We start from the raw sequence: 12385 nt of genomic DNA, 5'->3' as shown, positions 1-12385 counted from the left end.
ATGAAAAAAATAGTTACTGGAATTTTTATGTTATTGGTTGTTCTTGCCCAATCGCAAGAATTAAAAGTAATGACTTATAATATTAAGCTGGATTACCCTAAGGAGGGTGAAAATAGCTGGACCAACCGAAAGCCATTTTTTATAAATCAAATAAAATTTCATGAGCCAGACGTGATGGGAGTTCAAGAAGCGATGCCCAATCAGATGAAAGATATGTCTCTTTTATTACCAGAATATGCCTCATTGGGAGTTGGTAGGGACGATGGTAAGGATGAAGGGGAATACTCGGCTATTTTTTATAAAAAGAAGAAATTTAAAGTACTGGAATCTTCTACCTTTTGGTTATCTGAAACTCCGGAAAAAGTTGGTATGGGTTGGGATGCTGTTTGTAACCGTGTTTGTACTTATGCTTTACTGCAAAATCAAAATACTGATGAGAAATTTTGGATCTTCAATACCCATTTTGATCATGTGGGAAAGGAAGCCAGGAAAAATAGTGCCGTATTAATTATTGAAAAAATTAAGGAGCTTAACAAGGATCAATTACCAGTAGTTTTAACGGGTGATTTTAATATGGAGCCAGAACATGAAAGTATACAATATATTCTTCGGACTTTAAAGGATTCCAAAACCATTTCCAATTTGGCTTTTGGACCCACTGGCACCTTCAATGGGTTTCATTTCAATGAACCGGTCACAAGAAGAATTGATTTTATATTCGTAAGTGAAAACATTCAGGTAAACAAGTATGCCGTTTTGAGTGATAATTGGGATTTACACTATCCTTCTGATCATTTTCCTATAGTGGTAGAGCTTCATTTAAACTAATAAAAAACGCTTCCATTTGGAAGCGTTTTTCTTTTCTTATATTAATTTTAGGAGGTTAAAGCTTCGGTATCTTTAACCCTATTTTTTAACCACATTTTGAATTTCGTAATTAGGAAAAACAAAATAGGAACAATGATCAAGGTCAAGAAGGTGGCTATAAACAGACCATAAATTACAGTCCAAGCCAATGGCCCCCAAAAGACCACATTATCTCCTCCAAAATAGATATTGGCGTCAAACTCTTTAAACAGGGTAAAGAAGTTGATGTTTAAACCTATGGCCAAAGGGATTAATCCCAAAATGGTAGTTATTGCGGTTAGTAATACCGGTCTTAAACGTGCTTTCCCTGCTCTAACAATAGCTTCAAACAAGTCCTTTTCTTCAAGATATTCGTCATCGTCTAGATCCAATTCATTTTTCTTCCTGTCAATCAATAGTTGTGCGTAATCCAAAAGAACCACCCCGTTGTTTACAACAATCCCAGCCAAGGATATAATTCCCACCATAGTCATCATAATAACGAAAGCTTTTCCAGTAATTACAAGTCCGCCAAATACCCCAATAAAACTTAGGAAGATAGCAATCATAATAATAGCTGGCTTGGAGATTGAATTGAATTGAAAGATTAGGATAAAGAAAATCAACATCAGTCCTGTGAAAAATGCACTTACCAAGAAGGCCATCTGCTTGTTTTGCTCTTCAATTTGCCCCGTGTAATCAATTTTTATACTTTCAGGAAGTCCTTCATAGGATTTCATTTCATTTTGAATTTGAGATACCACAGCACCTGCATCAGTAAATCCTGGTGCTAAAGCAGAATACACGGTAACAACCCTTTTGGTGTCTTTGTGTTTAATGGCATTAAATCCAGAATTGTTCTCATATGAAGCCACTGCAGAAACAGGAACTTCAATCAATTGTCCTTTATTGTTTCTGAATGTGATTCTTTGATTGAATAAGGCATTTAAATTATATCTGTTAGTCTCATTGAATCTCACATAAATATCAAAATCGTCCCCGCCTTCTTTATAGATTCCTGCCTTGGAACCAAAAACGGAGTTTCGAAGTTGTTGACCTACTTGAGCGGCGCTTATACCCATTTCCCCTGCTTTTTCACGATCTACAACAACCTTCATGGTTGGTTTGTCCTTATTCACATCAATTTTAAGTTCATCAACTCCAGGGACATTTTTACTGTTGATGAATTCACGCATTTGTTCTGCGGTGTTAATCAATTGATCGTAATCTTCACCTTGTAGCTCAATATTAATGGGAGATCCAGCTGGTGGACCAGCAGCATCCTTTTCTACGGATATTAGTACTCCTGGATAAATACCAGCTAATTCTTCCTGAACCTTTTGTCTTAGTAATTCACTGTCTTTTCCTCTTCTGTATTTAAACTCGCGCATAGAGGCCGTAATCTTAGCCTTATGGGGCATTTCTGCTGCAGATCCACCATCAGTTTGCGGGTTTCCAGCTCCTTCTCCCACTTGGGAAACGGCGCTTTCCACCATATAGTTATAGCCATCGTCAGTATATTCTTTATCATTCAAAACGGTATAAACACGTTTCTCTATTTCCTTGGTAATAGTATTTGTTTTTTCAATGGCTGTTCCTTCAGGGTATTCGATATAAACAATAATTTGATTGGGCTTGTTGTCAGGGAAGAACTCCACTTTGGTTCTTTTTTGTTCTAGAGAAATTTTAAATCCAAAAATTGATATAATTAACATTGCAAAGATTCCAATAGTCAAACCATAAGGTCTCCATCCCGAAAGCGCCCAACGCAATTGACCTTCATACCAGCGCTCGAGTTTAACTAGTGTCTTGGTTTGGAAATTGTTTGCCCATTTACGTAAAAAGATGCGGTACACCCATAACATAATCGCGGTAAAAACCATCAAACTTCCTAAGGCGCGGTATTCACCACCCACGACAAAAACTATAATGCCAAAAAAGGCAATAATCGAGGTCAAGACAATGATACGCTTGAGTGGCATGTCTTTATCTTCAGTACTCATAAATTGGGATACTAGTACCGAATTAAAGAAAATAGCAACGAAAAGAGATGATCCAAGTACAATGGATAAGGTTTGCGGTAGGATAATCATAAATTCACCCATAATTCCTGGCCAAAGACCCAAAGGAATAAATGCCGCCACGGTCGTCGCTGTAGAAATGATAATAGGAAACGCAATTTCCCCGATTCCCATTTTGGCTGCTTTTTTACGGCTCATGCCTTCTTCATCCATTAATCGGTATACGTTCTCAACAACTACAATACCATTGTCAACCAACATTCCTAGTCCCATAATGAGTCCAAAAAGTACCATGGTATTCAACGTAATGTCAAAGAAGTTTAGAATCATCAAGGACATAAACATGGACATAGGTATGGCAAAACCAACAAATACTGCGTTTTTAAAGCCTAAAAAGAACATTAAGACGGTAACAACCAGAATCACCCCAAAGATGATGTTGTTTACTAGGTCATCTACTTGACCAATGGTAACAGATGATTGGTCGTTTGCGTAAGTGATTTTTAAATCCTGCGGAAATTCATTTTCAATGGCATCTTCTACAATCACTTTTATCTTATCAACGGCATCCACCATGTTCTTTCCAGCTCGTTTTTTTACATCAAGCATCACAACAGGTTGTCCAAACTCACGTGCAAATGTGGTTTTATCCTCTTCTTGAAAAGAAACTTTAGCTACATCCTTTAAGTAAATGGCATGTCCGTCTTCCGACTTAACAACAAAATTGTTTAGTTGTGTAGGATTATCAATTTCTCCTAAAATACGGATGGTTCTCCGCTGTCCACTTACTATAAGATTTCCGGCAGACATGGTCGTATTTCCCCCATTTATGGCTCCAATGATATCATTGAAAGTAACTTGAGAGGCCATCATTTTATAGATGTCTACAGCTACTTCAACTTCTTTTTCCTGAGCACCTCTAATGGCAACCTCCTTGATTTCCATAAGATCTTCAATTTCATCTTGAAGAACTTCTCCGTATTCCTTCAGTTTCTCAATAGGATAATCCCCAGAGATATTGATATTTAAAATGGGCATCTCTTCAGACATGCTCAACTCAAACACATCTGGTTCTACTTTGGCCTCATTAAAGGTGGGCCAATCTTCACTTGATTTTTTGGTGTCAATTTTATCCTTAACCTTTTGTTTGGCTTGTTCTACGGTTAAGTGCTCATCAAATTCCACTACAATCATGGAGTAATCTTCCTGAGATGTTGAGGTTATTTCAACCACATTACTCACCGTATTCAGCTCATCTTCCAGAGGGTCTGTGACCAATTTTTCAATGTCCTCAGCCGTATTTCCAGGAAATATGGTGCTGACATAAATTTTGGTTTCATTTACCTCAGGAAAGTTTTCTCTTGGCATCTCAAAAAAGGCCGAAATACCTAAGTAAAAGAAAACCAAAATGAGGACATAAATGGTGGTCTTGTTGTTAATGGCCCACGAAGACCATTTAAATTCTTTATCGACTTGTTTTTTATTTTTGGTCATTGGTTTCTAGTTTGGATCAATGAATAGCTGTAACAAGGTTATTTAACCTCAATGATTTTTACAGGTTGCCCGTCTTTAACACTTCTAGCACCTTCCATGATTATTTCTTCTCCATCTGTAATTCCATCAAGTACTTCAACAATGTCCCCCTGGTTTCTACCTGTTTTAATAATGGTTTTTTGGGCTTTTCCTTCATTTTCACCTTGTTTATCCTTAACTGTATAGATAAATTGTTCTCCTTGAGCATTCTCAGAAATAATACTCTGAGGAATCAATAGGGCTTTTTCACTGGTGTAATCATTGATCTTCAGTTTGGCTGTTAAGTTTGGCTTAATCGATTTATCATCATTTGGAATGGCTACTTCCACTTTGAAGGTGCGGTTTGCCGGATTGATATAATCACCCACTTGTCTGATTTCGGTATCTATTTGTTTTCCTAGAATTGGGAAATCAACGATTACCGATTTTCCTTTTTTGATATCTGTCAAATAACTTTCAGGCACATCGGTCTCTATATACATATCACTTAAATTCACCAATCTGAATAGGGGAGACATGCCTACTGAAACCACATTACCCTGTTCTGTAATAACATCGTCAATTGTTCCAGAAAAAGGAGCTGTCACCGTAGTTTTTCCTATTTGTTGTTTTAATTGATTGACTGCTTCAGCTTGTGTTTCATAATTTGATTTGGCTTGAAGGTATTGCATTTCGCTACCAATATTTTGCTCCCAAAGTCTTTTTTGGCGATCAAATGTGGTTTTAGCCAAATCTTCTTGAATCTTAAGTTGGGCCAATTGCTGGCTTAATCCACCGTCATCAATCTTGGCGAGAATTTGACCTTTGTTTACTTTTTGCCCCTCTTTTACAAAAACTTGAGTTAGGATTCCATTATATTCAGGGTAAATGGTAATTAAGTTTTTGGTGGTAACATTTCCTTGTATTTCTAAGTAATGCACAAATTCTTCAGTATTCACCTTGATGGTAGTAATCAAAGGAGCATGCTTAACGGTATCCAGCTTAGAGATTTCTGCATCAATAAGCTTAAGCTGGTCGGCGATCTCCTGTTGCTTTGCAACAATTTCAGTCCTTTTATTTCTAAGTAATTCAATATTTTTTGACTCTAAGACATTCTCTACGGAATTCTTCTTCTTTTCTCCTCCACAAGAGGTAAGAATAAGGACAGTGGCCAAAAGGATGTATATCTTTTTCATGATAAGGATTTTCAAAAATTAGTTGTTAATAGTATTTAAAGCCGTTTCTAGGTCAACTTTGAAGTTGATCACATTTAACATGGCTTGTAAAAAGTCTTGTTGTGCTTGATATAGCTGAGTTTGGGCTTGTCTTAAGTCAAAACTGGAGCCGATTCCCTCAAAGAATTTTGTTTGGTTTTTTTGCTCAATGCGTTCTGCCAATTCCAGATTCTCTTTTTTGATTTCATAATCTTCAATGGCATATTGGTATTCGGTTTTGGCTTTTGCGATTTCCAGTTTTATTTGTTGCTCTGTTTCTGTTAAATCTGTTTCCGCTTTTTCCAAATTGATTTTTGCGCGTTGGGTTGCGGCACTTCGCATTCCAGAACTAAATATGGGAATGTTCAAACTAACACCTAGGAGAGAGGAACCATACCAAAGCTGGTCGTTTTGCAAGAAAGAGAAATCATTACTGTTACCCATATAGGCTCCATTAACAAAAGCATTAAGAGTTGGTAAAAACTTGCTTTTTTCTAATTTCAATAGTAGCTCTTTGGAAATTTTATCATTTTCTGCAATTTGAAAGTCAATATTATTACTAACATTTTCTTCAACATTAAGCAGGTCTAAACTCATGTTTTGTAATGCCAAGGCTTCCAAATCATCGGTAAGCGTTACAGGAGAATTGATATCCAAACCAAGAGTAATGTTAAGCATTTGATAAGCCAATTTCTCCAGTCTTTCAGATCTGTTTAAGTTGCTCTTTAAACTAGAAAGGGTGATTTGCAATTGCTCGACACTTTCTTGCTCTTCCAATCCTTCTTGAAAAATCTTGTCCGTTTCATTCAAGTTTTCTTCAACCACCTGAATGTTTCTATTCAATATTTTTACGGACTCTTTGGAGAGCAAAACATTTCCATACGCATTGATTACCGCCCTACGAACTTCTAAATCGGTTTTTTCTTTGGCGTTTTCTGAGATTTCCAAATACACTTTGGCAGATTGCAAGCCAACTAAGTAGGAACCATCAAATAACAATTGGTTCAATGTCGCTGAAGCATTGACGCTTTGCTTCGTTCCAAAGGTAACAGGTAAGAATTCGCCTTGATTTCCACCAAAAAATTCTGCAGGAACTAATTGAACTTGCTGTTTTATGAAATTTTGATAGTCAATTTTAGCATCCAGTTGTGGTAAACCGGTTGCCGTGGTTTCCCATTTTTGTTGTTCGGCTGCCTCAATGTCTTTTTGAGCATTTAACGCAGATCGGTTATGCTCCAATGCATAATCGATTGCTTCTTGTAAACTAAAACTTTGCTCCTGAATTTCCTGAGAAAGGATAGGAAGGCCTAATAAAAGGCTAAAGATTAGTATCAGGGTTTGTTTCATTGGGTAATGTTTGATTTTTTAAATAGGTTTCAAGAATTTCAGATCCTTTTGGGGTACAAATTCCCCTAAGGTGGTATTCCAAATAGTGATTCATTAAGGACCGCATGGAGAATCGTTCTAGTGGGAATAATTCTTTGTCCTTTAAAGCCATCATACAGTTGAAATATATTTTTGATATAAATGGAACATCAATGGAATCTCTATATAATCCTAAGGAAACACCTAGTTCCAAATTGCACACCACGCAATCTTGCATGACGCAAAGTTGTTTGGATTTTACATTTTCAAATATTTTTGGGTAATACTTTTGAAGTTGAAATTGAGGAGATGATTTTTCATCCTTGAGGTGTCTCATGAGGAACTCCTTTATTTCAAAAATTTCTTCAATAGGATTGTTTTCTTTTTTTCTGATTTCGTCAATACCCGTAGAAATAATTTCAAACATATAAAGCACTACTGCTTCAACAAGGGTTTCCTTATTGGAGTAATGTTGATAGAGTGTTTTTTTTGACATTCCCAAAGCATTGGCAATTTCATCCATGGTGACACTCTTGAATCCATAGTTCAAGAACATGTCTGCTGCCGTCTTTAAAATTTCATTCTTCATAATCGGGACAAAAGTAGTCAAGGAAACTTTTAAAACAAAAAAAGTTTCCTAAGTTTTAACAATTTTTTAATATTGCCTTCTTCCCGCATTTAAACTATTTTTGTTTCATGCAGCAAATTTCATTTTACCAAGAGGTATTTTTAAATTATTTGGAGACCTTTAAAGTTCAGAAAGAACCCGCCAATCTCTACAATCCCATCAATTATATTTTGTCTTTAGGAGGAAAGCGCTTAAGGCCTGTTTTAACCTTAATGACTTCGGATATTTTTAGTGGAGACCACCAAAAAGCCCTTGATGCGGCATTAAGCATAGAAGTGTTTCATAATTTTTCCTTGATTCATGACGATATCATGGATGATGCACCGCTGAGAAGAGGAAATGAAACCGTTCATGAGAAATGGGATATCAACACGGGAATCCTTTCAGGAGATGCCATGTTGATTTTGGCTTATCAATTGTTTGAAAATTATGAGTCAGAAATATTTAAGGACTTGGCCAAATTATTTAGCAAAACGGCCTTGGAGGTATGTGAGGGTCAACAATATGACATTGATTTTGAAACTCGAGACGATGTCACCATTGCAGAATACCTTAAAATGATCGAATATAAAACGGCTGTTCTGATTGGTGCCGCCATGAAAATGGGAGCGATTGTTGCTCAAGCTTCAGAAGAAGATCAAGATCGCATTTATGATTTTGGAAAGAATCTTGGTGTTGCTTTCCAATTGCAAGATGATTATTTGGATGCTTTTGGAGACCCAAAAACCTTTGGGAAACAGGTGGGAGGAGATATTATTGAGAATAAGAAGACCTATTTGTATTTAAAAGGATTGGAAATGGCTTCATCTGATAGTAGAAATCAGCTTCAAGGTTTTTATTCGGCTAAAACCAACGATGGGGGTGAAAAAATAGAAGCCGTCAAAACCATATTTGCTGACAGTGGATCTGCCGATGCCACCAAATTGGCTATTAAAGAGTATACAGAAAAAGCATTCTCAATGTTGGATAATCTTGATATTTCAGCAGACAAGAAACAATTATTGCGAGCTTTTGGAGAACAATTGATGAACAGAACGGTATAATGGTACTTCCGGCAACTTTTAATGATTTAATAGAAGAAGCTCAAGGTAAGGAGCTTTATGCAAAGCTTGTCAAACAGTTGAATAAGGACTTTTTATATGCCAATATCGATTTGGATTTTGATCAAGACATCTTGCCTAGTAGCCTCAAGTTAATCCTTCATGAAACCATTTACAAACTGATTCAGGAACGGTTCGCCGAATACCTTAATCTGCTATATATTGTAGATGTATCAGAGTCCAAGATCAAACAATTAGACGGAATGGATACCTTAAAATTATCTGAGGATGTGGCCTTTTTGATTCTGCAACGGGAGTGGCAAAAGGTGTGGTTAAGAAATCAATATTCCTAAAAATAAACCCTTACAAACGGCATCCAAGATTGGGCATAAATGCTTTTTTCACTGTTATATAGTACATCAAAGCGCATTCCCACAGTGACGTTTTGGGCTCTAAATCCGGCTCCTAGGAATAGGGCTGGATACCAGTAATTTTCATCGGCAATTCCCCAGCGACTGTCCCAATCCCTGTTTACGTTTAATTGCTCAAATTCTGTGGATATCTGAAGTTGTGGAATGGGATTGAAAATGCCTATGACACTGCCTCCAAAAATGGTTGATTTGTGATAGTATTTTCTGCTGCTGTAGGTTCCATTCAGTCCGAGTCCAACAGAAACATAAGGATTGATGTCATAAAGGGCGCTCGGAGCCAAAGTGCCGCTAAAAAATTCGTTTCCAAAACTCAGTCCGATACCACCACCAAATCGCACATGATTCCAAAAGTCAGATTCTTTTTCTTGTGCTTGAATGGAAGTGCTGATTAACAGGATAAAGCAAAATATAGAAATGGTTTTTTGCGAAAATGGTTTGTAGGTTGGTATCATGGTGTAAATACTTGAATTAAAGTTATCATAAATATAATAAAACCGCATCTAATTTTGGTAAAAGTTGTATTTTTGACAAAATTTTCCAAAAGCTAGAAAGCAGAAATTAATAATGGATAAATATTCCTTTTTAAACGCCGCACATACAGCATTTTTCGCTGATTTATACGAACAATACCAAAAAAATCCCGATTCAATAGAACCCAGCTGGAGAGCCTTTTTTCAAGGATATGACTTTGGGAGTGAAAGCTATGGAATGAACGGAGAGATCGTGGAAGGGGTTTCTGCCCAAATTCCAGAACATGTTCAAAAAGAGTTTCAGGTTGTTAAGTTGATTGATGGCTATAGGACTCGTGGACATTTATTTACCAAAACCAATCCGGTTAGGGATAGAAGAAAATATGAGCCAACTTTGGCATTAGAGAATTTCGGGTTGACCGAAGCTGATTTGGACACCGTTTTTAATGCCGGAGAGATTTTAGGCATCGGAGCTCAGAATCTTCGAGAGATTCTTCGTCATTTAAACAAGATTTATTGTGAATCCATCGGGATTGAGTACATGTACATTCGTACTCCCGAGCATATTCAGTGGATCCAGAATAAACTAAACATTAACGATAACCATCCAGAATTTTCAACCGATAGAAAGAAACATATCTTAAAGAAACTGAATGAAGCGGTTTCATTTGAAAGCTTTTTGCATACCAAATATGTTGGGCAAAAACGTTTTTCGCTGGAAGGAGGAGAAACTTTAATTCCGGCATTGGATGCTTTGGTTGAACAGGCCGCTGATTATGGTGTTAAAGAGTTTGTAATGGGTATGGCCCACCGTGGACGATTAAGCACCTTGACCAATATTTTTGGGAAGTCGGCAAAAGATATCTTCAGTGAATTTGATGGTAAGGACTATGAAGAAGAAATCTTTGATGGCGATGTAAAATACCACCTTGGTTGGACCAGTAACAGGGTTACTTCTAAAGGAAATGAAATCAATTTAAACATTGCTCCCAATCCATCGCACTTAGAAACTGTTGCTTCAGTTGTTGAAGGAATCGCAAGAGCAAAACAAGATGATAAATATGTAGACAATCCTTCAAAAGTATTGCCAATTGTAGTGCATGGAGATGCTGCTATTGCTGGTCAAGGGATTGCTTATGAAGTGGTGCAAATGGCACAATTGGATGGGTATAAGACCAATGGAACTATTCATATTGTAGTAAATAACCAGATTGGTTTTACAACCAATTATTTGGATGCCCGTTCAAGTACTTACTGTACAGATGTAGGTAAAGTAACCTTATCGCCGGTGCTTCACGTGAATGCTGATGATGCTGAAGCCGTAGTTCACGCTACTTTGTTTGCTTTGGATTTTAGAATGGCATTCAAAAAGGATGTGTTTATTGACCTGTTAGGATACCGTAAATACGGACATAATGAAGGAGATGAACCAAGATTTACACAACCTAAGTTGTATAAATTGATTTCTAAGCATCAAAATCCACGAGATATCTATGCTGAAAGGTTGATGTCTGAAGGGGTCATTGATGCTGATTATGTATCGCAACTGGAAGATGAATACAAAGCTAAATTAGAAGAGAATCTAGAAGATTCAAGAAAAATAGAAAAGACCGTCATTACGCCATTTATGCAAGATGAATGGAAAGGTCTAGAAAGAGTCATGGAAGATACCATGATGAAGAATGTTGACACCACATTCTCCAAATCTGGCCTTGAGAGAATTGCAGATGTAATTTCAACTTTGCCATCTGATAAAAAATTCATCCGTAAAATTGAAAAGTTGGTTCAGTCTAGAAAAACCATGTTCGAAGAGGATAGGTTAGATTGGGCCATGGCAGAACATTTAGCCTACGGAACTTTATTGGAAGAAGGCTATGAGGTTAGGATTTCAGGTCAGGATGTAGAAAGAGGAACATTCTCTCACCGTCATGCTGTTGTAAAAGTTGAAGATAGTGAAGAGGAAGTGGTATTGCTTAACAATGTAAGCAAAGATCAAGGACGTTTCTTTATTTACAATTCGTTATTGTCAGAATATGGGGTCTTAGGCTTTGAATATGGTTATGCCATGGCAAGTCCTAACACCTTAACTGTTTGGGAGGCACAATTTGGGGACTTCAGTAATGGGGCTCAAATCGTGATTGACCAGTATATTTCTTCTGGAGAAGATAAATGGAAAACCCAAAACGGTGTGGTTATGTTGCTGCCTCATGGCTATGAAGGTCAGGGAGCAGAACACTCTTCAGCAAGAATGGAACGTTACCTTCAGTTATGTGCTAAGGATAACATGTTTATAGCCGATTGTACAACACCAGCTAACATGTATCACTTGCTTAGAAGACAGGTGAAGGCTCATTATAGAAAGCCTCTTATTGTATTTACTCCAAAAAGTTTGTTGCGTCATCCTAAATGTGTCTCAACCGTGGATGAATTTGCAAATGGCAAGTTTGAGATGTTAATTGATGATCAGTCAGTTAAAACTAAAGATGTAAAAACATTAGTCTTTGTTACTGGTAAATTTTATTATGATTTATTGGAACAAAGAGAAGCCTTGGGAAGAAACGATGTTGCCTTAGTAAGAGTTGAACAACTATTTCCTCTGCCTGCAGAAGAAATGAGAGAAGTTCTTAGTAAATATGGACATGTTGATGATGTTGTTTGGGCTCAAGAAGAACCAAGAAATATGGGGGCTTATGGCTTTATACTTATGCATTTTAATGAAGCAAGGTCCTTTAGAGTAGCCAGCAGAAGAGCTTATGGAGCTCCTGCAGCTGGAAGCTCGACTAGATCAAAAAGACGTCATCAAGAAGTCATAGATTACGTTTTTGATAAAACAAAAGATAACCAAAAGATATAATACC

Annotated in this window: 9 protein-coding genes; 4 read left to right on the top strand and 5 right to left on the bottom strand. The window is 37.0% G+C overall.

Annotation, left to right across the window (positions count from 1 at the left end):
- Entirely contained in the window at positions 1-828 is an 828-nt protein-coding gene (locus LOK78_RS08440; RefSeq protein ID WP_232634576.1) for an endonuclease/exonuclease/phosphatase family protein, read from the top strand.
- A gap of 47 nt (positions 829-875) precedes the next feature.
- On the opposite strand, the gene LOK78_RS08435 is transcribed toward LOK78_RS08440, so the two are convergent.
- The 4 genes from LOK78_RS08435 to LOK78_RS08420 are packed head-to-tail and all read right to left on the bottom strand — an operon-like array spanning position 876 to position 7547.
- On the bottom strand, positions 876-4361 hold the full coding sequence (locus LOK78_RS08435) for an efflux RND transporter permease subunit (protein WP_232634575.1): 3486 nt from the start codon (positions 4359-4361) through the stop codon (positions 876-878).
- 38 nt (positions 4362-4399) lie between these two features.
- Positions 4400-5575, bottom strand: coding sequence for an efflux RND transporter periplasmic adaptor subunit (locus LOK78_RS08430; RefSeq protein WP_053970526.1), 1176 nt, complete (start codon positions 5573-5575; stop codon positions 4400-4402).
- Positions 5576-5593: 18 nt separating this feature from the next.
- A complete protein-coding gene (locus tag LOK78_RS08425) occupies positions 5594-6940 on the bottom strand; it encodes a TolC family protein (RefSeq protein WP_232634574.1) in 1347 nt (448 codons plus the stop codon).
- The gene (locus LOK78_RS08420; RefSeq protein ID WP_232634573.1) at positions 6912-7547 is read right to left on the bottom strand and encodes a TetR/AcrR family transcriptional regulator; all 636 of its coding nucleotides are present in this window, start codon (positions 7545-7547) and stop codon (positions 6912-6914) included. Before LOK78_RS08420 ends, LOK78_RS08425 begins: the two co-directional genes overlap by 29 nt.
- A 107-nt stretch (positions 7548-7654) precedes the next feature.
- Here LOK78_RS08420 and LOK78_RS08415 point away from each other — a divergent pair, with 107 nt between their 5' ends.
- The gene (locus LOK78_RS08415; RefSeq protein ID WP_232634572.1) at positions 7655-8629 is read left to right on the top strand and encodes a polyprenyl synthetase family protein; all 975 of its coding nucleotides are present in this window, start codon (positions 7655-7657) and stop codon (positions 8627-8629) included.
- Positions 8629-8979: a hypothetical protein gene (locus LOK78_RS08410; protein ID WP_232634571.1), complete on the top strand. Its 351-nt coding sequence runs from the start codon at positions 8629-8631 to the stop codon at positions 8977-8979. The genes LOK78_RS08415 and LOK78_RS08410 overlap by 1 nt, the downstream gene beginning before the upstream one ends.
- On the opposite strand, the gene LOK78_RS08405 is transcribed toward LOK78_RS08410, so the two are convergent.
- Positions 8976-9509 (bottom strand): alpha-ketoglutarate decarboxylase, encoded by a 534-nt coding sequence (locus LOK78_RS08405; RefSeq protein ID WP_232634570.1) that lies wholly within the window; start codon positions 9507-9509, stop codon positions 8976-8978. The genes LOK78_RS08410 and LOK78_RS08405 overlap by 4 nt on opposite strands.
- Before the next feature lie 112 nt (positions 9510-9621).
- On the opposite strand from LOK78_RS08405, the gene LOK78_RS08400 reads away from it, so the two are divergent.
- The gene (locus LOK78_RS08400) at positions 9622-12381 is read left to right on the top strand and encodes a 2-oxoglutarate dehydrogenase E1 component (protein WP_166956183.1); all 2760 of its coding nucleotides are present in this window, start codon (positions 9622-9624) and stop codon (positions 12379-12381) included.
- Positions 12382-12385: the final 4 nt, after the last annotated feature.

The organism is Mangrovimonas futianensis (assembly GCF_021245805.1).
Classification (GTDB): Bacteria; Bacteroidota; Bacteroidia; order Flavobacteriales; family Flavobacteriaceae; genus Mangrovimonas; species Mangrovimonas futianensis.
Note: the sequence above shows the minus strand (reverse complement) of the source record. Positions and strands in the feature narration are given on the sequence as shown.

Bases quoted from the DNA above. Each gene is read 5' to 3' on its own strand.
- LOK78_RS08440 (WP_232634576.1), top strand. From the start codon at position 1: ATGAAAAAAATAGTTACTGGAATTTTTATGTTATTGGTTGTTCTTGCC.
- LOK78_RS08435 (WP_232634575.1), bottom strand. From the start codon at position 4,361: ATGACCAAAAATAAAAAACAAGTCGATAAAGAATTTAAATGGTCTTCG.
- LOK78_RS08430 (WP_053970526.1), bottom strand. From the start codon at position 5,575: ATGAAAAAGATATACATCCTTTTGGCCACTGTCCTTATTCTTACCTCT.
- LOK78_RS08425 (WP_232634574.1), bottom strand. From the start codon at position 6,940: ATGAAACAAACCCTGATACTAATCTTTAGCCTTTTATTAGGCCTTCCT.
- LOK78_RS08420 (WP_232634573.1), bottom strand. From the start codon at position 7,547: ATGAAGAATGAAATTTTAAAGACGGCAGCAGACATGTTCTTGAACTAT.
- LOK78_RS08415 (WP_232634572.1), top strand. From the start codon at position 7,655: ATGCAGCAAATTTCATTTTACCAAGAGGTATTTTTAAATTATTTGGAG.
- LOK78_RS08410 (WP_232634571.1), top strand. From the start codon at position 8,629: ATGGTACTTCCGGCAACTTTTAATGATTTAATAGAAGAAGCTCAAGGT.
- LOK78_RS08405 (WP_232634570.1), bottom strand. From the start codon at position 9,509: ATGATACCAACCTACAAACCATTTTCGCAAAAAACCATTTCTATATTT.
- LOK78_RS08400 (WP_166956183.1), top strand. From the start codon at position 9,622: ATGGATAAATATTCCTTTTTAAACGCCGCACATACAGCATTTTTCGCT.